Raw genomic sequence first — 25,028 nt, 5'->3', positions numbered from 1 at the left:
ATAATAAAATATGAAAAAGATAAAAATAAGAGTTCCTGCAACAGTTGCCAATTTGGTTTGTGGTTTTGATATTTTAGGAATGGCAATCAACCAACCTTATGATGAAATGGAGTTTAAATTACTGGAAACTCCCGACATCATTATAAAACACACAGATAATTTTGGACTTCCTGAAAAAGCGGAAGAAAATGTTGCTGGAGTTGTTCTGTTAAAAATTCAGGAACATTTGAAGCTTAAAAATGGTTTTGAGGTGACTATTCATAAAAATATAAAACCGGGAAGCGGGCTTGGCTCCAGCGCGGCTAGTGCCGCCGGAGCCGCCTTTGGAGCTAATACTTTATTAGGAAATATTTTTTCTCAAAATCAAATGATCCATTTTGCCATGTTTGGAGAAGAATTAGCTTCCGGTGTAAGGCATGCAGACAATATTGCACCTTGCCTTTTGGGCGGAATAACATTAGTAAAATCAACTGATCCAATTGATATTATTCCGCTAAACTGTCCAAACTTATTTGTTGCAGCGGTACATCCACAAGTTGAAGTGAAAACATCAGATGCAAGACAAATTTTAAAGAAAAATATTTTACTTAAAGACGCTGTACAACAATGGGGAAATATCGCAGGATTGGTAGCCGGAATTGAAAAAAATGATCATGCTTTGATCGGAAGAAGTCTCAACGATGTTATTATTGAGCCTGTTCGAAGTATTTTGATTCCGAAATTTGATGAAGTTAAAGCAAAAAGTTTACAGCTTGGAGCTTTAGGTGGGGGAATTTCAGGTTCTGGTCCCTCAATTTTTATGTTGACAGAAAAGGAAGAAACTGCAGAGAAAATTGCTGAAATGATGAAATCGATTTATGATGAAATTAATATAGAAAGTTTCGTGTATGTTTCAAAAATCAATCCTGCGGGAATTGAAATCATTAATGAAGATTAGAATTAATTCAATTAAAATCAAGACAATGATCTACTATAATTTAAAAGATAAAAAAGAACAGGTTAATTTTAAAACTGCCACCATTAAAGGTCAGGGAAATGAAAAAGGCTTGTTTTTCCCTGAAAATATTCCTCAGTTTGAAAAAGATTTTATTGAAAATTTAAATCAGTTTTCAGATGAAGAAATTGCGTTCATATGCATGAAAGATTTCGTTGGTGATGAAATCCCTGAGTCATTATTAAAAGAAATAGTTGCAGAAACAATCAATTTTGAAATTCCGTTGAAAAAAATTAATGATAGAATTTCTGTGTTAGAACTTTTTCATGGTCCGACGTTGGCATTTAAAGATATTGGCGCTCGATTTATGAGTCAATGTCTCTCCTATTTTTTAAAGGATGAAGATAAGAAAGTTACCGTTTTGGTGGCAACTTCAGGAGATACAGGAGGTGCGGTTGCTCACGGTTTTTACAAAACTCGGGGAGTGAATGTAGTGATTTTATATCCAAAAAACAGAGTAAGTCCGGTTCAGGAAAAGCAATTGACGGCATTGGGTGAAAATATTTCGGCAATTGAGGTCAATGGAACTTTTGACGATTGTCAGAATATGGTGAAGCAGGCATTTTCGGATGAAGAAATCAACTCAAATTTATTTTTAACCTCCGCTAATTCCATCAATGTGGCGAGATGGCTTCCACAGCAGATTTATTATCTTTTAGCTTTAAAACAATGGCAAAAATTTAATCATGAAAATCCTGTAATCTGTGTTCCAAGTGGGAATTTCGGGAATATTTGCGCAGGAATTCTAGCTCATTTCAGAGGACTGCCCGTGGAACATTTTATTGCAGCTTGTAATGAAAATGATGTTGTCCCGAATTATTTAAAAATTCAAAAATTAGAATATAAAGATACAGTTGCAACTTTGTCAAATGCTATGGATGTTGGAAATCCAAGTAATTTTACACGAATTTTAGAACTTTTTCATAATCAATTTAATGATCTTAAAAACACAATTTCAGGTTATTCAATTAATGATGATGAAACGTTAAAAACGATTTCAAAAGTTTACAAAAATTACGGATATACTTTGGAACCACACAGTGCGGTTGCTTTTGCTTCGTTAGAAAAATATTTAGAAGAAAATCCTGATAAAAAAGGCTTTATTCTAGGTACGGCTCATCCCGTAAAGTTTCCTGATGCGGTAGAAAAAGCAACTAACATTAAAATTGAAGTCCCTGAATCATTGGCTGAATTAATGAAGAAAGAGAAAAAAACTGTAGAAATTAACGCAGATTTTGAAGAATTAAAACGAATTTTGCTTGATAAAAATTAAAAGCAATGAGCAAAATCTATCTCGAAGATGTAAAAATATATGCCTATCACGGAGTTCTGCCGGAAGAAAATATCATCGGAACTTACTATATATTGAATTTGGAACTTCACACAGATTTATGGAAAGCTTCAGAATCGGATGATTTGAGCGACACTATCAGTTATGCTGATATCAACGCAATCGTTCATGGTGAAATGAAAATTAAATCAAAATTATTGGAGCATGTTGCAGGAAGAATTATTTCAAAAATTCATGAAAAATTTTCTCAGATTTCTTACATTAAATTAAAAATTACCAAAACAGCTCCCCCAATGAAAGGCGAGATGAAAGGCGCAAGTATTGAACTGGAAAAAAGTTTTAAACCTGAAAATTAAAATATCCTTATTTTCGTATTCTAAAAAACATAAGAAATTGAAATTCATTAAAATATTATTTCTATTAACGTGTATCAATATTTTTGGGCAGACTAATGTTGATAATCAATTGGCGGTGTATAATTTTCCAAAAATAAAATCCAGTATTACGATGCCGGTGACTATTCCGCTTTCGGAAATCAATAATATGATCAACGCTTCTGTGAAAGATTTGATCTATCAGGATGATTCTTACACCGACAACAACAATGATCAATTCAAGGTAAAAGTCTGGAAAACCCGTGCCATCCGTGTAGTTGGAGGAACCAATCAAAATTTACTGATTGAAGTTCCATTGAAAATCTGGGCAGAAAAAGGCATCGGAACTTTGGGAGTTTACACGTATCAGAACACCACTTTTGAAACGGTGATGTCGTTCAACACGTCTTTAAGTTTTAAAAATAACTGGACTATTGTGACCAATACGCAACCTAATGGTTTTAAATGGGTTACAAAACCTGTTTTGGATTATGGAAAAATTAAAATCCCAATCACTTCTTTAGTTGAAAAAAGCTTAAAAGAACAGCAGGAAAAATTCTGTAAAACCCTTGACCAACAGATGGCTACGCAATTGAATTTTCAACAATATGCGATGATGGCATGGAATGTTTTTACACAACCTTTCAATATTTCTGAAGAATATAATACTTGGCTGAAAGTGACCCCAATCAATATTAATATTACTCCATTAAAATTTTACGGAAATCAGATCGATACCAATATTGGAATTGATGTGTATTCTGAAACTTTTACAGGAAGCAAACCAGAATCTTCCCAACCTATAAAAACGGCGAGTAATTTTAACTCAATTCCTGTTCTTGCAGATAAATTTTCACTTCAGACGACTGCAAATATTCCTTTTACAGAAGCATCCAATATTGCACGAAAAACTTTTTTGAATAAAGAGTTTGATTTAAAGGGTTCAAAAGTAAAAATCACAGATATCAGGGTATACGGACTGGATAATAAAATCATGATCGAAGCTCAAACGGACGGCTATATAAAAGGAAAAGCCATCATTTCCGGAATTCCGGTGTATGACGAAACGAAAAGAAAAATTGTTTTGTCTAATACCAAGTTTAAACTGAAAACCATGAATATTCTTCAAAAAACAGCTTCCGTTTTATTCCAAGGGAAAATTGTTAAAATGATTGAGGAAGAATATGGAATTCCGACTCAGGAGATCGAAGAAAGTTCAAGAAAAAGCATTGAAGAAGCCTTTAATAAAGAATATTATAAAGGATTGAATATGAGAGGAAAGGTATTCAGCCTAAAACCAACCAATATTCTTTTAAATCCAACAGGAATCACCGCCGTTATTGACATTAATGCTACTTTAAAATTAATCGTCAACGGAATGTAAATTAAAAAAACTAAATTTAAAACTATAACTAAACCATGAGAAAAATTTTAAGAATTATTGAAGACAACAGAGCTTCTAAAGGTGTCAGATTTGCTAATTTGATTATAGACAGAATTGTCGTTTATATTTTATTCTTCCTTTTCGGAACCTTTTCCGTATTGATGTATCAATTATTAAATATTGAGTTTTTTATTAATATTACTGATAAACTTTCACAATTAAGCAGAGTTGAAGATATTGTAGTAACATCATTATTCTATTTTATATATCTATTTGTAATGGAGTATTTTACTAAAGGAAGAACGGTGGGGAAATATATCACAGGAACCAGGGTTTTAACAACAGAAGGAACAACACCTACGCTTCAAGAGTGCTTTATTCGAAATATTTCAAGGCTGGTTCCGTTTGATGCGCTCTCTTTTTTAGGAGGAGGAAATGGATGGCATGATAACTGGAGTGATACGCGAGTAATTAATATTAAAAATTATGTTGCTGAAAAACAGGCAAAAGACGATATAAACAGCCTTGGTGCAAAAGAAAATTTTTAAAAAACTTTTGTAGCGTAATATATTTTGTTATATTTGCACACCTCAAAAATGGTAAATCATGGTACTTTGGCCGAGCGGCTAGGCAGTGGTCTGCAACACCATCTACAGCGGTTCGAATCCGCTAGGTACCTCAAAAACCTCTAATCAATTGATTGGAGGTTTTTTGTTTTTAAAGTGTGTTAATATTTTTGCCAACCACAAATCATATTTTCTTTTCATTGATTTTAAGGGTGGGGATATTTCTGGTCTAAAGCTCACCAAACGGCATCTTTTATAATTTAGATTTACACTTATGCCAAAAAGCGAATATATACCCTAATACTTACGAGCTTGATATTCTAAATATTGGATAAAAATGATAACTTTTTCGGAATGTTATATTTTAGCAATCTTGATTCAGTTGAAGTAAAATCAATACATCAATTATAAAACCTTTTCTTTGCAATTAAAGGAAAAGAATTAACCATTATCAAATAGAGCTTACGGTTTACCGTAATTTTTATATTTAAAAATTAATTTTCTTTAGGTAAATTTAAAGAAATGAAAAAATTAATAATAGTATCTACACTAGCGTTGATTTACTCTTGCGGAGACAAATACGAAGCTGTGATTATTTACAAAACAACAATTCCACCTTCTATGCATGAAAATATATCTGAAACAAATGTAGACATTAATGCTGATTCAGATCGAAAGGCTAAGATACAGTTTGTCACAAGTGCAACCATTTACAATAATGTTTCTCAGGATATTATGTCTGAATTTATTTCAGGTAAGCTATTGAAAAATAATAAGCCTATTAGTTATGAATTGGAACAAATAACTATTGACAGCATAAACAATTCAATCAAGAAACTAACATCCCATAGGAATGGATATTTCAACCCTTACATACAAAAGCAAAGCCCCAATTAAGGGGCTGTTTTTATCCTAAATAATACTTTCTCACATCCTTTCATTCAACAAAAAAACCTCCTGGGAAGGAGGTTAAAAAAACACAAATGATGAAATAAAATTATATCGAAAGATATTAATCCATTTAATTCTCTAACAAAGTTAAAAAGTGAAAATTCATTTTCTTATGGGCATACTCATAATAGCATAAATAACTATTATTTTAATTTCATGTATTAATTCAACTTTAGAAATACACTGTAACAACAAATCACAATGCATTACTACTGCAAATACAAAATAAATAATTGAAAATGAACACCTAACTTTATGTAGTAGAATTGCAGTAGCTAAGACTCCTAAAATTAGTACTAATTTTATTTTTTGAAATCTTAAATAAAATTTAAATCTTAATTTTTCACATCATCTTTCAATTCTATAAATCACATTTATTAAAAGAAATAATAATAAATTATCAATCACACATCATTTACAGCAATTACTTCATAAGTCAATACAATTAAACTATTTATGTCCATAATAATTAAAATACACTTTATAAGTATTAATAACTATAAAATATATAATTATTAACAAACACACATTGATTTAAATCATAATTTATTTTATTTTTAATTAATAAATTTGGATATAAATTATAATTCACTTAAATATGAATAAAATATCGATTCTTATTGCAAATTATAACAACGGAAAATACTTTTTAGAGTGCTATAATTCAATTATTAATCAGACTTATACAAATTGGGAGGTTATAATTGTTGATGACGTTTCTACTGATGAGTCTGTAGAAACAATCAAGACTATCATACAGGATGATGAACGCTTTAAGTTTTTTCAAAACTCGTCAAACAAAGGTTGCGGTTTCACAAAAAGAGAGTGTATGAAGCATGCAACAGGAGAAATTTGTGCTTACTTAGATCCCGACGATGCACTTTACCCTAATGCTTTAGAAGAATCGGCTGAAGAATATTTATTCAATAATAAAACTGTTGCTACCTACTCCAAAATGATGTTGTGTGATGAAAATCTTAATCCACAGAAAACTTTCAGTGCTACAAAAAGAATTTTTAATGACATGTACTTTTTTAACTGTCCTATTCAATTTGCTCATTTCTTTACTTTTAAAAGAGAAACTTATCTTAAAACTCAGGGAATCAATCAACATTTAAAAAGTGCGGTAGATCAGGATTTATATCTTAAAATCCTTGAATTAGGAGATGTCGTATTTATCAATGAAGATCTATACAAATACAGACTTCATGCAGATGGAATTTCTCAGCACAATTCTAAAGAAAGTGCTAAAGACTCATTTGCGAAAGTAATTCATGATGCTATGAAACGAAGAGGAATTAAAAGAATTAACGGCAAAAGCATTCCGAACCAATTTACAAATGCAGATGAGATCTATAAACTTTTAGAATACCAGACGGCGCCATTATTCAGAATAAGAAACAAATTTAATATCGCATTTATGTAGATTCTAAAAACCGATGAAAATATTTGTTCCCAAAATAAATATTAACCGTATTATTTATTCCTTATTTCTATAATTCTATTATTAATATTCATCAAAAAAGGTCTCCCTTGCGGGAGACCGTAAAAACACAAATGATGAAAAAAATCTATCCGGAAATGAAAACCCGAATAGAATATCGTAAAAAGCAATTCGCATTACTTTATTAATATCTTTTTAATTGTATGTTTTTTAAACACAAAAACAGTTACAATCCTTTTATAATAAGAGCTTAGTTTAAAATCTTAAATTTACTGTTTATTTCTAAATCAAGTGAATAAAAATTACTTATAGATAACTTTTTATAAATAATATTTCTAAACTAAGATTTTACCATTGCAAATATAAACTAATTTTTATTATTCTTCCCATGCAATAGGAATATAAACTGTAACATATCCATCAGCATCTACTTGAGCATCGGAAACTACTCCTATAACTGAGCCATAACCAACCCAACCACCTTGTCCCTGCATCGCCGTAAAGGTGTAAGTTCCAGCAGGAAGTCCGTCATAATATTTCGGCAGAGACTGAAACCCACCACTTGCATACGTATCATAAGACTCTCCTGTGTTATTATCTGTTGCAATAAAACTTCCCACATCATAATTTCCGGTAAGAATTTTAGTTCCTGTACTGGAAAGTAATCCGTAACGAACATGATAAGTCTTTGTTTTCGAGGCTTCTTTTGAAGTTTTATTATTCAAATTCGTCTGAGAATCAGCCATAAAATCATCGTTTGATGAACAGCCTGTAGAGATTATTGCTAATCCTGCAAAAGCTAAAATTTTAACTATTGAATTTTTCATATAATATAATTTGGTAATTCAAAAATATAAATTTTATATTAATTCAATGAAAATCAACAGTTAACATTAGTTTATATTAAATTATTACAGATAAATTCAGCGTTTAGAATTACTTAGAAAAATGTGCTTATAAAATAAATTAATTTAAAATTAAAGAAACACCAATCCTGTTTTGCGATCAACAAAATAACATTTTAATACATTTTTAGAAAATTTAACATTAGTTAACTTAAGGTTGGCTTCATAATTGAAAATATTCTCACAGTTAAAGTCAATTCGACTAAAACAACCTTATTAAAATTTGAGTTATGAAAAATATAGTATTAACAGGGCTTTTGTCAGTTTTTTTATTGACAGCCTGTAAGAAAGACGATCAAGTAGCTGAAAAATCTCTTGAACAACAAAAAATCGAATTCCAGGTAAAACAGTTGGATATAGAGAAACAAAAATTAGCCATTGAAAAAGAAAAAATGGCTTATGAAGCTCAAAAAAAAGCTGATAGTATAGTTGAAGTTCAAAAAGCTAAAACTGCGACAGTTAATAATTCAAGACCACAAGTGATAAGAGAAACAAAAACCATTTACAGAGACAGAGAATCAAGTTCTAGCTCTAATAATGGAACATATGCAGATAACGGAAACAGTTCTACAGGAACAACTGCAACCAAGAAAAAAGGAATGAGTAAAGCTGCAAAAGGTACCATCATCGGTACTGTAGGTGGTGCCGCTGCAGGTGCGATCATTGCTAAGAAAAACAGAGGTCTTGGTGCCGTGATTGGCGGTGTAGTTGGTGGTGCAACGGGATATACGATCGGTAGAGCCGGTGACAGAAAAGACGGTAGAGTTCAACCAAAATAATTAATATTTTCACAATAAATTTAAAAGATTGCTTATTTTTAGGCAATCTTTTTTTATGATCTTAATTTTACTTTCTACAATTCTCATAATTCCAACCTTGCTGGGTTTCGGGAAAATTGTGGAAAATTTTTCAGGTTCTTTGTTTGAAGGAATTTCCTCAAAAGTTTTTTCCGGAATACTGGGAATCAGTTTACTATGGATGATTCTTGCATTTTTTATTCCTTTAAATATTTATGTAGAAACTATTACTATTCTCATTGGACTTATCTATTTTTTAAAGGATAAATTATATCAAAAATTTTATGATTTTTCAAAAATAGATATAATTTCAATTGCACTCATTTCAATTATCATCCTATTAGCTAGTTCCTATTATCCTTATATATTAGACCATTTCGGATACTATGTTCCGACCATAAAATGGCTCACAGAATACGGATTAGTAAAAGGAATTTCAAATCTGGATCTCACTTTAGGACAAATGTCGATCTGGCATATTTTTCAGGCCGGATTTTCTAATTTTTCTGATCCATTTTTTAGAATTAATGCCATTTTATTGATTGTTTACGCAATTTATATTATTGAAAATAAAAGCTGGATTCAACTCTGTTTCATTCCAATTCTACTATTATTTTCACAATCCCCAAGCCCGGATTTGCCTGTCATTATTTTTTCATTGATAATTTTAAAAGAAATTCTTTCGGGAAATAAAAAAACATCATTATTAATAGCATTTTCAGTTTTTGTTTTTGCTATAAAACCAACAATGATCTGGCTTCCGATTTTAACTTTCCTCTACTCTATTTTCATTGTTAAATCAAATTTTAAAAGTTTAATTTTAGGAAGTTCAATTCTTATTTTATTCTTCATTAAAAACATCTGGACTTTCGGTTATCTAATTTTCCCGGTTTCTATTGGTGATTTGGGAGTTAACTGGAAACCTAATCCAGAAGTTTTAAAAATCTCCTCACAATATGCTATTTTGAAGACGTATGACATGCAATATTCTTATCAGGAAATTCAGCAATTTTCTACAATAGATTACATTAAAAACTGGCTTTTCTTAAATGGAATTAAATCAAAAATTAACATTTTTTTTATTGTAAGCTTATTAGTCTTTATAGGTTTTACAATTATTAAAAAAAATAAAATTATTACATTAATTTGTGTTTCATTAATCATAAAAACTGTTTTAGTTCTTCTATTTTCGGCACAATACAGATTCTTTATTGATGTTTTTTTCGTGATATTTTTTGTTATGTTCATTAATTATTTCACTAAAAAGAAAGCATTTTTTGTTTTTACATCATTAAGTATATTTTTCATCGGATTTTTATCTTTCCCGAATCTTATTCAAAAATATATACCTAGTTTCAGATTAAGTAAATTCATGGGGACGTTTGAAAAAGAACAATTATACAAACCTTCGAGTTATATTTATAATAATTTTAGTACTCAAAAAGTCGGAAATTTGAAGTTTAATATATCAAAAAAATATTCTTTTAGTTTTGACACTCAGCTTCCTGCAATTTCAACAAGTTATATTTCTGATGATGTAAAAGCAGAAATTTTCCCGCAACTTATTGATGAAAATAATATCAAAAAAGGATTTATCTGGAAAAAAATGAGTCCAAAAGAGAAAAAAGAAGCCCAAAACGTTATCAATACTATCGAAAACACCAATAAATAGAACCAATCCGGAAACTTTATTATGTGGAGAAAAATCGGTAATTTTGTATCATGTTCAATACTTTAGGTAATCTTCTCAGTCTTACAACATTTGGAGAAAGTCACGGTGTGGCTTATGGTGGAATCATCAATAATTTTCCGGCAGGTTTGGAAATCGATCTTGATAAAGTTCAGTATGAATTAGATCGCAGAAAACCAGGTCAATCAGCCATTGTTACACAACGAAAAGAAAGTGACACTGTAAAATTTCTTTCAGGAATGTTTGAAGGAAAAACAACCGGAACTCCAATTGGTTTTATCATCGAAAACGAAAATCAGAAATCAAAAGATTATGATCACATCGCTAATTCTTATCGTCCGAGTCATGCAGATTTCACGTACGATCAAAAATATGGAATCAGAGATTATCGTGGCGGTGGAAAATCTTCAGCGAGAGAAACAATCAACTGGGTTGTTGCGGGTGCGCTTGCAAAACAACTTTTATCAGATATCGAGATCAATGCTTACGTTTCTTCTGTGGGCGATATTTTCTGTGAAAAACCGTATCAGGCTTTAGATTTTTCTAAAACTGAAAGCAATGAAGTTCGTTGCCCTGATGCAGAAACTGCAGAAAAAATGATTTCAAGAATCAAAGAGATCAAAAAAGAAGGAAATACAATTGGTGGAACGATTACTTGTGTAATTAAAAACGTTCCTGTAGGAATTGGAGAGCCTATTTTCTCTAAACTTCAAGCAGAATTAGCAAAAGCAATGTTAAATATTAACGCCTGCAAAGGTTTTGAATACGGCAGCGGATTTTGCGGAGCTAAAATGACAGGAAGTGAGCACAACGACGGTTTCAACACAGATTTTACGACAAAATCTAATCTATCAGGAGGAATCCAAGGAGGAATTTCTAATGGAATGGATATTTATTTCCGTGTCGCTTTCAAACCTGTGGCTACAATTTTAAGACCTCAGGAAAGCGTTGACAAATATGGAAATCCGGCTATTGTGGAAGGAAAAGGAAGACATGATCCTTGTGTGGTTCCAAGAGCTGTTCCTGTCGTAGAAAGTTTAGCCGCTTTTGTATTGGCAGACTTATTTTTGATCAACAAAACAAGAAATATCAATAACTTTTAATATCAATTAATAGTATGAAAAATTACTGGGATAAAGGAATTTCTTTTGAAGAGTATGTAAATACAGGAAAAGAAAGATTAGCAAATCCTACCACTCCACAAGACAAAGATTATAAACAATATTACGAATTGGGACTTCAAAGAATGGAAAGAACTTTAAAAAAGTACACTCCGAATGAAGAACAATTAAAAGAATTAGAATCTAAAAATTTCGACGGAAAAATTCTAATTATTTCTGAAACTTGGTGCGGCGATGCAAGTGCAACCGTTCCGGCTTTGGTTAAATTTTTCGAAGGTCACAACGAAGTAAGAATATTTTTAAGAGACAGCGATAAAAGTCTGATCAGCCAATTTCAAACCAACGGAACAGAATCTATTCCGAAAGTTATTATATTGGATAAAGATTTTAACGTAAAAAATTCTTGGGGACCAAGACCGAAATTCGGAAAGGAATTATTAATGAAATACAAAGCCGATCCGGAAGCATATACAAAAGATCAATTTTATAATGATCTTCAATTGTACTATGCTAAAAACAGAGGTAAAGATGCTGTTCAGGAGATTTTAGAATTGCTTTAATTATTAAAATTTAATTACTAATAAAATGCGCCCAGTTTGTCATTCCGTAGGAATCTAAGCTGAGTTTGTTAAAAATTTATTGTTGAATACTTTGTTAAGATTCCTCCGGAATGACAAATATAATATTTAAATTCCTAAGTTTAAGATTTACAATTTTTATTAAAAAGTAAAAATGAAAAAAAATATAATTTATATAGTCTTAATAGCAATTATCGGTGTGATCGCTTTTGTTCCGGGAGTAAAAAACTCTCTTAAGGATATGTTTTTCCCGATTGCAACGATTGAAAGTGCGGTACACATCAGCGAAGAAGATTATGATATTGAATTAAAAGGAATCAACGTTCCAAGTACGAATCTTAAAAATTTTAAGGATAAACCTATTTTCTTAAATTTTTGGGGAACTTGGTGCCCGCCTTGTAGAAAAGAATGGCCTTCAATTCAAAAATTATATGACACAAGAAAAGGAAATGTAGATTTTGTTTTAATTGCAATGAACGACCAGGAGCCGGCTGTGAGAAAGTTTTTAGAAGAAAACAAATACAACGTTCCTGTTTATATTGCTCAAAGTCCAATCTCAGAAAAGCTATTGCCGAAAGTATTTCCTACCACATTTCTTTTAGATAAAAGCGGAAGAATCCTGATAAAAGAAGATGCTTCAAGAGACTGGAACACAGAATCTACCCATCAATTCATTGATAATATTATTAAGTAATATTTAACTAAAATTTTTATTGAATTGGTACGGAATTTGCGAAATTTGTATAGTTGAGAAATTATTTAAAAACAAACACAAAATGAAGTATTCAAAATTAAATCTGGCAAAAGAAGCTATCAACCACAAAGGTTTTGTTAAAAAGATTCCTGATATATTCAGAATGATAAAAATGTGGAGAAAAGGAGCTTATCCTGTAAATTCCATTGACATTATTCTACCTTTATTAGGTCTTGTATATGTGATCTCACCTATAGATTTACTGCCTGAAGTTGCCATACCTGTTTTAGGAGTTTTGGACGACTTAGCAGTTTTATCATTAACGATTCCTAAATTGGTAAAAGAAGTAGATAAGTTTCTACTTTGGGAAGCCGAAAAAGAATACAGCTCGGGTCAGACTAAAGTAATTGACGCACAATTAATAAAATAATATAAAAACCATTCATAAAGAATGGTTTTTTTGTGAAATATTTTCAATGTGAATTGTCAATTTTAATAATTTACACGTAGCAAATAGCAGTCAACCACTGACAATTGACCTTTCACTTGCAAAGCAAAATTGACTATTAATAACTAAAATTGACAATTGACCTTTCACATTTTAAAGTTCCCTTTCAAATCATTAAATTTGCAACATCTAATAAAAAATAATGGAAAGTAAAAAAGAATTCTTTTTGGAATGCTACAAGCTAGGTATCATTAAATTCGGAAGATTCACTTTGAAAAGTGGTATTGAAAGTCCGTTTTATGTAGACTTAAGACCTTTAGCCTCAGATCCTAAAATTTTAAAAAATCTTGCTAACTATTTATTGGAAATGCTTCCTTTAGATAATTTTGATTTGATCTGTGGAGTTCCTTACGCTGCACTTCCGATGGCAACAGCCATGTCTTTGGAAAGCTACATTCCGTTGATTATCAAAAGAAAAGAAGCAAAAGATTACGGTACTAAAAAAATGATCGAAGGAATTTACCAGAAAGGACAAAACTGTCTTTTGGTAGAAGATGTAATTACTTCCGGAAAATCTTTAGTAGAAACAATTGCTGAAATCGAGCAAGAAGATCTTAAAGTTGCCGATATCGTTGTCGTTCTAGACAGAGAGCAAGGCGGAAAACAACTTTTAGAAAGCAAAGGATTTAGAGTTCATACCCTTTTCAATATTTCAGAAGTTTGCGAGATTCTTCAGGAAACCGGAGATCTTAGTGATGAAGAAGTAAAAAGAATTCAGGATTTTCTTCAAGGAAATCATATTCAGTTTGAAGAAAAGACAAGATCTTCTTACGAGCAGAAATTACAAAATGCTCAGCATTCGGTTTCTAAAAAATTATTAGAGACAGCTTTAGCAAAACAATCAAACCTTATTGCTTCTGCAGACGTTACCACAACTCAGGAATTGTTGGAATTAGCTGAAAAAGTAGGTCCAAATATCATTGCATTAAAAACGCACATCGATATTATTTCTGATTTCGATTACGAAAAAACAATCGTTCCATTAAAAGCTTTGGCTACAAAATATCAGTTCTTATTAATGGAAGACAGAAAATTTGCCGACATTGGAAACACTCAGGAATTACAGTTCACAAGCGGAATTTTCAAAATTACAGATTGGGCAGATTTTGTGACATCTCAAGTTATCGGAGGTTTTGAATCGTTAGACTGCTTCAAAAATGTAGGCGTTGTTGCCATCATCGGAATGTCTTCAAAAGGAACTTTAACAACCAATAGCTACAGAGAAGAAGCTCTTAAAATAGCCTTATCTCATCCAAATGTAATTGGAGGTGTTTCTCAGAACGCAATTCCTGAGGATATCTTATTATTTACTCCAGGAGTGAATTTGGCAGATTCAGGTGACGGAAAAGGGCAGCAATATAATACTCCAGAGCATGTATTTCAAACGCTTCACACAGATTTTATCATTGTAGGAAGAGGAATTTATAAGTCTGATAATCCCGAACAGGCTTCTATCACATATAAAAATGAAGGTTGGAGGGCGTATGTGAATTCTTTGGAGAAAAAAGTAACTCATAATTAATTTTTTCTTTCCCTACTTATATTCAAAATAAGTTATATTTGGTCTTTTATCAGAATTTTGAAAAAAAGTATTAGTATTTGCCTTGTTTTGTTTTTGGGTGTTGTAGAGGTTTCTGCGCAGAAAGACAGCATTTATATTGAAGCCAAATTGTCTTCGGATAGAAAAACGCTGAACATTAATCAGGAACTCGTTTATTACAATAATTCCGAAAAAGATCTCGATACAGTAAAACTTTTAAACTGGGTTTCAGCTTACAGAAAAAGAGGAACTTCACTCGTTTACAGAAAACTGGAAGACAGAAATAATGATCTGCACTTCGCAAAACCTGAAGAACAAGGAAAACTTTTAAGTTTAAACATTAAAAGTTCTGACAATCAGAATATTTCTGTAGATAATATTTCAGAAGAGAACCTTTTTCTTCCTTTGGCTAAGACTTTAAAACCTGGCGAAAGCGTAAAATTACAACTACAATATCAGATGCAGCTGCCTGATAAAAAATTTACAGGCTACGGAACATCTGATAAAAATATAGCTTTAAAATATTTCTTTATTGTTCCGGATCATTTTGATCCGGACAATATTTCTCAGAGAAATTATCATGATATTGAAGAGTCTATCAGCTTCAATACGTATTGGACCGTCAATTTTGACATTCCAATAAATTACTTTATTGAAAGTAATCTTCAGCAGATCCAGATGAATTCTTTTAAAGGATATTTGGATTCTGATCCTGAATTTTTGATTTCTCAAAATGAATTTCCTTCCATAAAAATCAAGACTTCGGATATTAATACCGAAGTAAAATTTGGATATAATTTAAAGCCGGAAGAAAAACAGAATTTAGAATTTTATTTACCGCTACAATTACAATTCATTAAAGAAAAAATAGGTTCTATTCCTGAAAGAATATTTATTTCAGACAAGTTCAGAGATAAAGAAGACTTTTTTGGGAACAATGACATTACGTTTTTAAAATTCAGATTCAGGCTTTTTACTGAAGCTGAAAAAACGGATATGGATTATTTCGGAATCATTGCTAAAAAAATTCTTGACGAAAGTATAATTACAGACAAGCAAGACAATCATTGGTTTAAAAATGGTTTAAAATCTTATCTTGAAATTCAATATTTAAATAAATTTTACGCAGAAACTAAGCTTTTAGGAACTTTACCTGAAACTAAAGTCTTCGGCGTAAAACCTTTAAAACTTTTCCATGCTTCAAAAGTTAAGTTGATCGACCGTTATGGTTTGGCCTATCAATATATCATGTCTCAAAATCTTGACCAGAAAATTGATGAAAAATTTACTGTTTTAAGTAATTTTAATGACATGGTGATCAGTGGTTTTGAAACAGGAAGTCTGTTCAATTATTCGGCGGATAAAATGGGATATGAAAAATTCAATAACTTATTAAAGAATTATATTGCTGAAAACACCGATAAACAAATCAATCCAAAGGATTTTTTAAAAGAGCTTTCTCAGGAAGATAAAACAACAGGTTATTTAACTGATTTTCTCGAACATAAAAACAGGGTTAATTTTAAACTGAAAAAGTTTAAAAAAGAAGACGATTCTTTAAATATTAATATCTATAAAAATACTCTTTCCTCAATTCCTGTAAAACTGGAAACTGAGACCAAGGAAACAAAAGAGAAAAAAGAATACTGGATAGAAACAGATGAAAATGAAAATACAAAAATGTTTTCTATTCCAGCGTTAGATATTTACAAGATCACTTTAAACAACGATTTTATTTTCCCTGAATCGAAGTACCGAGATAATTTTCTTTATGCAAAAGGCTTCTTTTCAAATACAAAAAAAATCAAATTAAAACTGATAAAAGACATTCCGAATCCTGAATTCAATGAAATTTATGTAAGTCCGAGGGTTCGTTTTAATAATACGTATGACAAATTTTTGATCGGATTTAATTTTAAAAATCAATCTTTTTTTGATCAAAAGTTTTTGTATTCTGTAACTCCAACTTATAGTACAGGAACAGGAAAACTGACAGGTTCAGGATCTGTTTCCTACTCTTTTCTACCCGCCGAAAGCATTCTAAGGAGTTTAACCTTTGGAGTTTCGGGATCTTATTTTCATTATGATTATGATCTTGCCTACAGAAAAGCGTCTATTTTTTCTAATATCAATTTCAGGAAAAACCCTAGAAGTACGGTAAGCAGAGGAATTGGTCTTTCTTATACCTATTTTGAAAGAGATCTGAGTTTGGCAATGATCGCTAAACGTGATTATGACAAATACAATCTTTGGAGTGTGGGTTATGGATATTCTGACAATCAGATGATTCACGAAAAAAGTTTAAGCGTAAGTACGCAAGGAATGGAAGATTTCAACAAAATCACTGCAGAAGCTTTTTACAGATGGGAATTTGCTCCAAAACAAAAATTAAGCGTAAGATTATTCGGAGGATATTTCCTGAGAAATGAAACAAGAAATAATACCTTCAATTACGGTATTTCCAGAGTTTCAGACTACTCTTTTTCTTATAATCTTTTAGGTCAAAGTGCAAGCAGCGGGATTTTATCACAGCAGTTTATTTTGGCTGATGGTGGTTTCAAATCATTTATTCCCGGAAGTGTCAATAAGTGGGTCACCTCTGTAAATGTAGATTCAAGTGTTTGGAAAATATTTCATGTATACGCAGATGCCGGAGTTTATAAAAATAAGGATCAACCCACGAAGTTTATTTGGGACACAGGAGTAAAAGTAAGAGTAATTCCGGATTTTCTGGAAGTATACTTCCCTATTCAATCTTCTTTAGGATTCGAGCCTTCATTTAAAGATTACGCGAGAAGAATTAGATATACATTGGTTCTTAATTTAGGATCAATCATCAATGCCGCGAGAAGAGGATGGTATTAAAAATAAAAACAGCTACGAGTGGCAGCTGTTTTTTATGTACAAAAATTATTTAAAACTAATCTTTTAATATTTTTTGAGAAACAGGTTCGTTATTAATTATTCCTGTAACAATATAATTTCCTTTTGGCAAATCAGAAACATCTAAACTTAGAATATTTTTCGTAGAAGTTGATTTTAAAATTGCTCCTACTGAGTTGTATATTTTTACATTTTTCACTTCAGTTCCAAATATCAATTCATTTTCTTTAACAAATCCATTTTGTATGAAATTGAATTTTCTAGAATTATTATAAATATCCGAAACCGCTAAAGTTCCACCAGAAGAATTTCCCGGAGAAGCCGTTGCAATTGTAAAATCTACTACATTATTGTTAGTGTCACCCGAGATTCTTGTAATAGAAGTCGTAGTGGTTGGTGAAGGAGCTGGCGCAGGTCCTTCAAATTGATCTGCTGTAGGTCCGTATCCTACAAAATCTAACACATTTGTAGCGGTAGGTCCTGTAACCTGCGTGGCATTACTAGCCAAAACAACTTTTCCAGAAGTAACGGCTATCCCAATTCCAACCGATGGGTTTGGATTTCCATTAAAATTAATAACCGTTGTAGCGATAAAATCCGGAGTTGGGAGATCTACCGTTCCGCCACCGCCAGTTGCTTCCTGAATAAGATAAGCCTGTCCGGGGCTTAAAGTGATAGTCGGTAAATTATGATATTGAGTAAAAGCTCCAACAGCCGGAGCATATTGAATGGTTGCTCCTGTTAAAGTAGCTGTCGCCGAACCAATATTTTTCAGTTCTATAAAGTCATTCTTTAATGTTGATCCCGAATTTCCGCCGCCGCCGTAAATTTCGCTGATAACAATCTGAGCATTCATTAATGCAACCGTTGAAACTAATCCGATAATAGTAAAAAGTTTTTTCATGATAATACGATTTTGTGTGATGAAATTATAAAAAGCAAAAATAATACCATTATAAGTGAATTAAATTTAAAATAAATCACTTAAATATTAAAAATATTCATCATAATTCACTTTTCATCATAAAAAATATTATTATCAAAAACAAAAACTGCCACTTCAGAGAAATGGCAGTAAATTTATATCTAAAAAAAATTTCAGATTAGTCTTTCAAGATTTTTTGAGAAACCGGTTGGTTATTTACCGTTCCTGTAACGATATAGCTACCTTTTGCTAATTCAGCAACGTTTAAAGTTTCGTTTTCTTTTACAGAAGCAGTTTTTACAACTTGACCAAACATATTGTAAACTTTTACATCTTTAGCCTGAGATCCGAAAGTAATTCCTTCATTTTTAACGAAAGTGTTTTTAACGAAGCTTCCTTTTACTTTAGCAAAATCCGCAGTAGCCAAAGAACCAGTCGTTACAATGATATCATCAATAAAGAATCTATTGTTTGCAGCTACACTTCCTTCAAAAGTAAGAGTTACCGCACCTGTAGCACCTGTAATATTTACAGTATAAGTAGAAAATGCACCCTTAACTAAAGTTACAGTAGGCTGGCTTAATGTAGCACCAGTAGCAGAGACATTTAAAGTAGTAATTTCACTTGTTCCGTTCCAAGCTCCAGCTCTGAAACTTAAAGTACCGTTTCCTGTTAAAGTGATTGACGGTGTAGTAATTGTTCCTTTTAAAGAACCTGTTCCCATTTTAAGACATTGATTACCTTTGTAAGCCTTTGCCACAGTCCAAGCTCCTCCCGTTGTGTAAGATGTAGATCCGTCTGCAAATCCAGAAGCAGCTACACTTCCGCTCCATCCTCCATCATTTCCACCTGTTCCTGATACATCATCAAATGTAGCACTAAATACTGTTTGTGCACTTGCAACAGCGGACATAACTACAATACTCAAAATAGTAAAGATCTTTTTCATAACTTAAATTTTTAATTATTAATAATTTACATGACAAAATTACATAGATTTTTCTATTTGATACAATAATTAGGTTAATTTTTTGTTAATAATGCCAAAAGGCCTACCATTAACATTTTTTAAGTATTTTTACCAATTATTATTAAAAGCTTGCGGAATTTCATCCTATTATTCTCGTTGTTTTTCATGGGCCTATTCTTGGGAAATGCTCAGGTTTTTTCGTGGAAGAATCCCAACATTCCGGAAGACAGTATAAAAAAGGACAGTATTCTCGCCGCAAGACTTGAACAGGATATTTTCACAAAAGATACGTTAGACTTTGTAAGAACCAGCAACAGAATTATTGTAGACGAAGCTGTACTTGCTAAAAATGATAAAAAAAGATTCTTAGGAGAACTAAATTCTAAAGGTTCAATTATTAGAGGGATAACTTTTGGTAACAATCAGGGGCAGTCTGTACAAAGTTCGATGGATCTGCAAATTTCGGGGAGACTTTCTAAAGACGTAACTATTTTAGCCAGTATTTCGGATCATAATTTACCTATTCAGGCTGATGGATACACGCAAACTTTAGAGGAATTTGATAAGATCTACATGCAGCTTAATATTAAGGATAAATCTATTCTTAGAGCCGGGCATCTTGATCTTAATGAATCTAAAAACTATTTCGCAAAATATCAAAGACGAAGCATGGGGCTTCAGTTCCAGACAGAATTTGGAAAGGACAATAAAACTTTTGTAGACGTATCGATGGGTGTAGCTCGAAGTGAGTTCCATAGAGTTCGTTTTCAAGGGGTTGAAGGTAACCAAGGCCCTTATCGCTTGACAGGTAAAAATGGTGAACAGTTTATAACGTTGATCTCAGGTTCTGAGCAGGTTTTTATTGACGGTATTTTAATGAAGCGTGGTGAAAACCAAGATTATATCATCAATTATAATACAGGTGAGGTAACTTTTACCAGTTTTAGACCTATTTTCCAGCAAAATTTCATTACTATTTCTTATAATTATGCGAATAGAAATTATTCGAGGTATTTATTCACAGGAAAACTTGAGCATAAGAGAGAAAAAATGAAGGTGGGCTTAAGCTGGTTCATGGAAAATGATAACAAAAATGCTCCACTAGCGCTTAATCTTTCTAAAGAGGACGAACAGATCTTAGCCGACGCAGGAAATGATCCTAATTTAATGTACGCTCCATCAGGTGTGATTACCGAATATGATGTCAATAAAATTCTATACAAATTATCACAAAACGGTAATGGAAGTTTCTATGAATTTTCCACTGATCCTAATGAAACGCTTTATCAGGTTTCGTTTACGTATTTCGGGATCAATCTTGGAGATTATAAAATTACACAGACCACCAATAACGGTCGTGTTTTCGAATATGTAGGACCAAATGCGGGGGATTACAGAGCCGTTAGAAAACTGCCTTCACCACAAAAATCTCAGGTATATTCTGTAAATTCAGAATTTTTACTGAAAGACGGAAAAATTGGAGCGGATTTTTCATTAAGTAATTATGATTTAAACTTATTCTCATCAAAAGATTCGGATCAGAATATTGGGTATGCCGGACGTATTTTCGGGAATAAAACATTCACAAAAAATAACTGGAAAGGTACTCCAAGTTTCGAGTATCAATATATAGATAAGCAATTCCATATTTTAGACAGAATTAATGATGTTGAATTCTCGAGAGACTTCAACTTGGCTCAGGAATTTAGCGGAAGAACTCAAAACAGATTTATTTTCAGCTTTTTAAACAAATGGAATAATAAATCTACCTTAAACTACCGCATCAACTATCTGGACGAACAGGATTCTTATAAAGGAATGAAAAATGATCTGGATTTTGGATGGATCAAAGGAAAATTCTTCACAAAAGGAAATTTATCTTATTTGAATACGAATGCTATTCAGCAGGATACAAAATTCATAAGAGGCGGCGTTTCAACTGAATTTACGGGTCAAAAAGGAAGTTGGGCTGTCGGTGGAAGCATGGAACACAATGAGAAAAAATACAACGACACCCAATTGATGGATGTTACAAGTTTCAGTTGGAAAGAATTATTTGTTCAGAAGAAAATCGGTGACAGTACGAGAACGAAATTGTTGGCCAGAGTTTACATGAGAGATAATGACTCGGTACGTGACAACAGACTTCAAAATATGAACAATATTTTAGGTTTCATGGCGGAAAGTCAGATCATCAAAACTGAAAAAACGACTTTAAATGCTTTAATTCATTACAGAAAATTCTTCTATCAAAATCAGGATATTGACGCATCAAGAAACAATGATTTTGTGGTTGGAAATATTCTTTATAATCAACAGCTTTTCAGAAACGGTATGCGTTTGCAGGCGTTTTATGAATTAGGAAACGGACAGGAAGCGCAAAGAGAATTCCAATATTTAAAAGTTACAGACGGGCAAGGTATTTATAAATGGACCGATTACAACGGCGATGGCGTTCAACAGCTTGATGAATTTGAAATTGCAGAATATTCGGATTTAGCACAATATATAAGAGTTTACACGAATTCTGTGCGATACATTCCTTCCAATAAAAATAAAATTCAGTTGGCTTTATTTGTAAATCCGTCTATTGTTTTTAATTCTGAAAATAAATTTTTAAAGCGCTGGAACTTTAATATTTCCTTAAATTCTCAAAACTCATTTTACAAAAAAGATAAGGTTTTGGTGATAAATCCGTTTGAAAAAAATGCCGATCAGATCCTTAAAAATCAAAATATATTAGCCTCGGTTCAGTTCAGTCCAACAGAAAAATCCGGCTGGAATGGTAATTACCGTTTTATATCTAACGACAACCTCATCAATGCCAATTTCAGTAATGAAGAAAGAGAGCAGATTTCTCATTTCTTAAATGTTGGATATTGGTTTAATAAAGAATTTAGGGTAGATTGGGAAAACTCGGTTCATGATATCCAAAACTCTTCGCAGTTGTTTGCTACGAGAGATTATCGTCTGAATAATTTTGAGACCAAGCCAAAAGCAACGTATAAATTTACGGATGCTATTCAGGCTGAATTATCATCTGCTTTCCGTCAAAAACAAAGAATGGACGGCGAGGAACTATTGAAAGCATTTGACATCACAGGAACGATACAGTGGGATCGTAAGAAAACTTCCATCAGAGGAAATTTCTCTTTCATTAATAATAATTTTAATGGAAATAACTTCAGTATCGTTGGAAACCAAATGTTGGATGGTTTAAAACCAGGAAAGAATCAGGTTTGGAGTGTTTTCATTCAACAGGCGATCAATTCTTTCTTACAATTGAACTTAAACTACGAAGGAAGAAATTCCGGAGACAGAACCATACATATCGGAAGTATGCAAGTGAAAGCGAGTTTCTAAAACTTATTATTAATCACTTCAAAAAAACAAAAAACCCGACTAAAAGCCGGGTCATAATTTTAATTCTATTTGGTTTTATCTTTTTATAACTTTTATTGATTGTGATTCTTTTTCAGAATTAACTTTCAAGATATAAGTTCCAGCAGGTACTTTTCTCATATCTATTAATGCTTTATCTGAATTTACATTCTCAACAATCACTCTTTGTCCAACCGTATTGTACACTTCTACATTTTTGATTTTATTCACATCATTAATGGAGATAAAATCAACCACAGGGTTTGGATAATAATTAAGTTTCTTCTTAGCAACATCCTGTACTGCTAAAACAGTTGTAGTAAACTCATAACCTCCAAGATCCGGTGTCGTTGCATTTCTGGCATTACCGTCAGCGTCTACTGTAACTTCCGGAACCGGTGTTGCTTTATTATCAAGAGTAGAATTACCCGATGAAGCTAAATGAAAATCTGTAGCAGAAACAAATGCAGGAAGAATATTAAGAGAATTCACGTTTCCTCCGAAACCTGTTTGGATATCTGATAAAGCAGCTCTTGCAGAACCTATAAATCCAAGATTCGTACCTGAAGAAAAATAATCATTATTATTAATATTAGAGAAAATTGTATTCGCAGAACCTGAATAAACTGTATATCTGTCGCCTGTCTGTGTTTGGCTGTTTACAAAAATATTGTTTCTTAAATCTATTGCTCCTGCAGCAGTAACAGTAGACAAAGCATTGAATGCAGAAGACCTTCCTGCTACAATCTGGCTCACATCCATCACAACAGTATTGTAATATATTTTGTAGCCTCCACCTGCGCCGACTACAATTCCGTTCCCGTTATCGTTTACTCCACCACCTGAAGCGTACCCATATCCTGAAATGCCATTTACAATATTATTTGAGATCAAAGTATTTGCAGTCACACTTGTAGAAGCTACATAAATCCCTTGAGAGCCGTAGCCATTTATATTCGTATTTTTGATGGCGCTAACTTTATTTTTATCGATAATTACACCATTCGTAGCTGTACCTGCTACATAAATTCCGGTAAAGATAGTGCCTGTTCCGCTTGAAGTAAAATTATTAATATTATTACTTCTAATGATAACATTAGCAGATGCTGACGCCCCTGTATTTCCCGATGTAACCGTAATTCCTGTTGCTCCTCCTGCAGCCGTACCTGTGTATCCAAGATTCGTAATTGTATTTGAAGTTATTGATGAGTTCACTGTTCCTGTTGCAAACCAAACCCCTCTTTTAATTTCGGCATTTGCGGTTTCAAAATTCCCAATCGTATTATTGGTAACTGTTGCTCCGTCTAACCCTTGCAGATATATTCCTACCAATCGGTTTGCATCTACTCCGGTCGCACTAAAGTCATTGCCTGTAACCAATGTATTTGCTCCGTTACCAGCGGCTATTGCTGTAAACAGATACATTCCTATATAAGATTTTTTTACGGAGTTATTTTGAAGAGTAACATTATTAAAATATCCTCCTGTAGGTGTTGTGTTTCCATCGTACATGATAAAAGCTGAAGAAGTATTGATACCATTAACAATATTTAAATTCTTAACAACAATATTCGTATTTGCAGCTGCCGCAGAGGTAGCTATAAAGTTAATAACCTGCGGTCCTGTTGTAGCTGTATTGGTAAATGTAAGATCGCGCGTTGTTCCTGCGGGTGTATTACTTCCATCTAATGTAATATTACTTCCAAGAATTCTTACAAGTGTTGAACTTGCTAAATTTCCTGAAATAGTTGGAGTAGTTCCCGTTGCAGGTTTTATAGCAACAGAAGTGTAACTTGTTGTCCCTCCACTAGCATTTAAAACTGCCATCGCAGTTTCCGTGGTGCTTGCTGTAATACTAATATTGATTGCTCCCTGATGTGTTCCTGCATTAATTGCGTCAAACGCGTCTTTCAATGTAGTATATGTTCCTGTCGTTGTGCCTGACGTTGCAGCTAAACTTACTTGTGCATTTAAGTTTATCGCAGCAGCACTTACAGCAATAAAAAATAGAATTTTTTTCATGGTATTGTAA

Annotated in this window: 20 protein-coding genes and 1 tRNA gene; 17 read left to right on the top strand and 4 right to left on the bottom strand. The window is 32.3% G+C overall.

Annotated elements, in window-relative coordinates:
• Window positions 1–10 precede the first annotated feature (10 nt).
• From A0O34_RS12900 to A0O34_RS12865, 8 genes are all read left to right on the top strand, one after another.
• Window positions 11–937 (top strand): homoserine kinase, encoded by a 927-nt coding sequence (locus A0O34_RS12900; RefSeq protein ID WP_066755206.1) that lies wholly within the window; start codon window positions 11–13, stop codon window positions 935–937.
• 25 nt (window positions 938–962) lie between these two features.
• Window positions 963–2,267: a threonine synthase gene (gene thrC / locus A0O34_RS12895; RefSeq protein WP_066759699.1), complete on the top strand. Its 1,305-nt coding sequence runs from the start codon at window positions 963–965 to the stop codon at window positions 2,265–2,267.
• A gap of 5 nt (window positions 2,268–2,272) precedes the next feature.
• On the top strand, window positions 2,273–2,641 hold the full coding sequence (gene folB, locus A0O34_RS12890; RefSeq protein ID WP_066755205.1) for a dihydroneopterin aldolase: 369 nt from the start codon (window positions 2,273–2,275) through the stop codon (window positions 2,639–2,641).
• 37 nt (window positions 2,642–2,678) lie between these two features.
• The gene (locus tag A0O34_RS12885) at window positions 2,679–4,043 is read left to right on the top strand and encodes a DUF4403 family protein (RefSeq protein WP_066755204.1); all 1,365 of its coding nucleotides are present in this window, start codon (window positions 2,679–2,681) and stop codon (window positions 4,041–4,043) included.
• A gap of 35 nt (window positions 4,044–4,078) precedes the next feature.
• The gene (locus A0O34_RS12880) at window positions 4,079–4,591 is read left to right on the top strand and encodes an RDD family protein (RefSeq protein ID WP_066755203.1); all 513 of its coding nucleotides are present in this window, start codon (window positions 4,079–4,081) and stop codon (window positions 4,589–4,591) included.
• Window positions 4,592–4,651: 60 nt separating this feature from the next.
• Window positions 4,652–4,722: transfer RNA gene (locus tag A0O34_RS12875), tRNA-Cys, on the top strand.
• Window positions 4,723–5,131: 409 nt separating this feature from the next.
• On the top strand, window positions 5,132–5,506 hold the full coding sequence (locus A0O34_RS12870; RefSeq protein WP_066755202.1) for a hypothetical protein: 375 nt from the start codon (window positions 5,132–5,134) through the stop codon (window positions 5,504–5,506).
• A 652-nt stretch (window positions 5,507–6,158) separates the two neighbouring features.
• A complete protein-coding gene (locus A0O34_RS12865; RefSeq protein WP_066755201.1) occupies window positions 6,159–6,986 on the top strand; it encodes a glycosyltransferase family 2 protein in 828 nt (275 codons plus the stop codon).
• A gap of 395 nt (window positions 6,987–7,381) precedes the next feature.
• On the opposite strand, the gene A0O34_RS12860 is transcribed toward A0O34_RS12865, so the two are convergent.
• Window positions 7,382–7,831, bottom strand: coding sequence for a hypothetical protein (locus A0O34_RS12860; RefSeq protein WP_066755200.1), 450 nt, complete (start codon window positions 7,829–7,831; stop codon window positions 7,382–7,384).
• Window positions 7,832–8,139: 308 nt separating this feature from the next.
• Here A0O34_RS12860 and A0O34_RS12855 point away from each other — a divergent pair, with 308 nt between their 5' ends.
• The 8 genes from A0O34_RS12855 (at window position 8,140) to A0O34_RS12820 (ending at window position 17,702) form a co-directional block, all read left to right on the top strand.
• Complete coding sequence (locus A0O34_RS12855; protein WP_066755199.1) at window positions 8,140–8,688, top strand: YMGG-like glycine zipper-containing protein; 549 nt, start codon at window positions 8,140–8,142, stop codon at window positions 8,686–8,688.
• Between the two features lie 55 nt (window positions 8,689–8,743).
• Complete coding sequence (locus A0O34_RS12850; protein ID WP_066755198.1) at window positions 8,744–10,378, top strand: LIC_10190 family membrane protein; 1,635 nt, start codon at window positions 8,744–8,746, stop codon at window positions 10,376–10,378.
• 50 nt (window positions 10,379–10,428) lie between these two features.
• Window positions 10,429–11,499, top strand: a complete 1,071-nt coding sequence (aroC, locus tag A0O34_RS12845) for a chorismate synthase (RefSeq protein WP_066755197.1) — start codon at window positions 10,429–10,431, stop codon at window positions 11,497–11,499.
• Between the two features lie 14 nt (window positions 11,500–11,513).
• Entirely contained in the window at window positions 11,514–12,077 is a 564-nt protein-coding gene (locus A0O34_RS12840) for a thioredoxin family protein (RefSeq protein WP_066755196.1), read from the top strand.
• Between the two features lie 172 nt (window positions 12,078–12,249).
• A complete protein-coding gene (locus tag A0O34_RS12835) occupies window positions 12,250–12,789 on the top strand; it encodes a TlpA family protein disulfide reductase (protein ID WP_066755195.1) in 540 nt (179 codons plus the stop codon).
• An 82-nt stretch (window positions 12,790–12,871) separates the two neighbouring features.
• A complete protein-coding gene (locus tag A0O34_RS12830; protein ID WP_066755194.1) occupies window positions 12,872–13,219 on the top strand; it encodes a YkvA family protein in 348 nt (115 codons plus the stop codon).
• Between the two features lie 220 nt (window positions 13,220–13,439).
• Window positions 13,440–14,819, top strand: coding sequence for an orotidine-5'-phosphate decarboxylase (gene pyrF / locus A0O34_RS12825; RefSeq protein ID WP_066755193.1), 1,380 nt, complete (start codon window positions 13,440–13,442; stop codon window positions 14,817–14,819).
• A 57-nt stretch (window positions 14,820–14,876) separates the two neighbouring features.
• A complete protein-coding gene (locus A0O34_RS12820; protein WP_066755192.1) occupies window positions 14,877–17,702 on the top strand; it encodes a gluzincin family metallopeptidase in 2,826 nt (941 codons plus the stop codon).
• 55 nt (window positions 17,703–17,757) lie between these two features.
• Here the strand turns inward: A0O34_RS12820 and A0O34_RS12815 are convergent, their stop codons facing one another.
• Both A0O34_RS12815 and A0O34_RS12810 read right to left on the bottom strand, forming a co-directional pair.
• On the bottom strand, window positions 17,758–18,624 hold the full coding sequence (locus A0O34_RS12815; RefSeq protein WP_066755191.1) for a lamin tail domain-containing protein: 867 nt from the start codon (window positions 18,622–18,624) through the stop codon (window positions 17,758–17,760).
• 199 nt (window positions 18,625–18,823) lie between these two features.
• Entirely contained in the window at window positions 18,824–19,594 is a 771-nt protein-coding gene (locus tag A0O34_RS12810; RefSeq protein ID WP_066755190.1) for a T9SS-dependent surface endonuclease, AS87_RS02955 family, read from the bottom strand.
• 186 nt (window positions 19,595–19,780) lie between these two features.
• On the opposite strand from A0O34_RS12810, the gene A0O34_RS12805 reads away from it, so the two are divergent.
• On the top strand, window positions 19,781–22,978 hold the full coding sequence (locus A0O34_RS12805) for a hypothetical protein (RefSeq protein WP_066755189.1): 3,198 nt from the start codon (window positions 19,781–19,783) through the stop codon (window positions 22,976–22,978).
• A gap of 75 nt (window positions 22,979–23,053) precedes the next feature.
• On the opposite strand, the gene A0O34_RS12800 is transcribed toward A0O34_RS12805, so the two are convergent.
• Window positions 23,054–25,018 (bottom strand): T9SS type A sorting domain-containing protein, encoded by a 1,965-nt coding sequence (locus tag A0O34_RS12800; RefSeq protein WP_066755188.1) that lies wholly within the window; start codon window positions 25,016–25,018, stop codon window positions 23,054–23,056.
• Between the last annotated feature and the right edge of the window lie 10 nt (window positions 25,019–25,028).

The organism is Chryseobacterium glaciei (genome assembly GCF_001648155.1).
In the GTDB taxonomy this organism is placed as follows: Bacteria; Bacteroidota; Bacteroidia; order Flavobacteriales; family Weeksellaceae; genus Chryseobacterium; species Chryseobacterium glaciei.
This window is presented reverse-complemented; position numbering and strand designations above follow the sequence as displayed.

Bases quoted from the DNA above. Each gene is read 5' to 3' on its own strand.
- A0O34_RS12830 (WP_066755194.1), top strand. From the start codon at position 12,872: ATGAAGTATTCAAAATTAAATCTGGCAAAAGAAGCTATCAACCACAAA.
- A0O34_RS12900 (WP_066755206.1), top strand. From the start codon at position 11: ATGAAAAAGATAAAAATAAGAGTTCCTGCAACAGTTGCCAATTTGGTT.
- aroC (WP_066755197.1), top strand. From the start codon at position 10,429: ATGTTCAATACTTTAGGTAATCTTCTCAGTCTTACAACATTTGGAGAA.
- A0O34_RS12810 (WP_066755190.1), bottom strand. From the start codon at position 19,594: ATGAAAAAGATCTTTACTATTTTGAGTATTGTAGTTATGTCCGCTGTT.
- A0O34_RS12865 (WP_066755201.1), top strand. From the start codon at position 6,159: ATGAATAAAATATCGATTCTTATTGCAAATTATAACAACGGAAAATAC.
- A0O34_RS12800 (WP_066755188.1), bottom strand. From the start codon at position 25,018: ATGAAAAAAATTCTATTTTTTATTGCTGTAAGTGCTGCTGCGATAAAC.
- A0O34_RS12860 (WP_066755200.1), bottom strand. From the start codon at position 7,831: ATGAAAAATTCAATAGTTAAAATTTTAGCTTTTGCAGGATTAGCAATA.
- A0O34_RS12805 (WP_066755189.1), top strand. From the start codon at position 19,781: ATGGGCCTATTCTTGGGAAATGCTCAGGTTTTTTCGTGGAAGAATCCC.
- A0O34_RS12815 (WP_066755191.1), bottom strand. From the start codon at position 18,624: ATGAAAAAACTTTTTACTATTATCGGATTAGTTTCAACGGTTGCATTA.
- A0O34_RS12835 (WP_066755195.1), top strand. From the start codon at position 12,250: ATGAAAAAAAATATAATTTATATAGTCTTAATAGCAATTATCGGTGTG.
- A0O34_RS12840 (WP_066755196.1), top strand. From the start codon at position 11,514: ATGAAAAATTACTGGGATAAAGGAATTTCTTTTGAAGAGTATGTAAAT.
- A0O34_RS12870 (WP_066755202.1), top strand. From the start codon at position 5,132: ATGAAAAAATTAATAATAGTATCTACACTAGCGTTGATTTACTCTTGC.
- pyrF (WP_066755193.1), top strand. From the start codon at position 13,440: ATGGAAAGTAAAAAAGAATTCTTTTTGGAATGCTACAAGCTAGGTATC.
- A0O34_RS12850 (WP_066755198.1), top strand. From the start codon at position 8,744: ATGATCTTAATTTTACTTTCTACAATTCTCATAATTCCAACCTTGCTG.
- A0O34_RS12855 (WP_066755199.1), top strand. From the start codon at position 8,140: ATGAAAAATATAGTATTAACAGGGCTTTTGTCAGTTTTTTTATTGACA.
- folB (WP_066755205.1), top strand. From the start codon at position 2,273: ATGAGCAAAATCTATCTCGAAGATGTAAAAATATATGCCTATCACGGA.
- thrC (WP_066759699.1), top strand. From the start codon at position 963: ATGATCTACTATAATTTAAAAGATAAAAAAGAACAGGTTAATTTTAAA.
- A0O34_RS12880 (WP_066755203.1), top strand. From the start codon at position 4,079: ATGAGAAAAATTTTAAGAATTATTGAAGACAACAGAGCTTCTAAAGGT.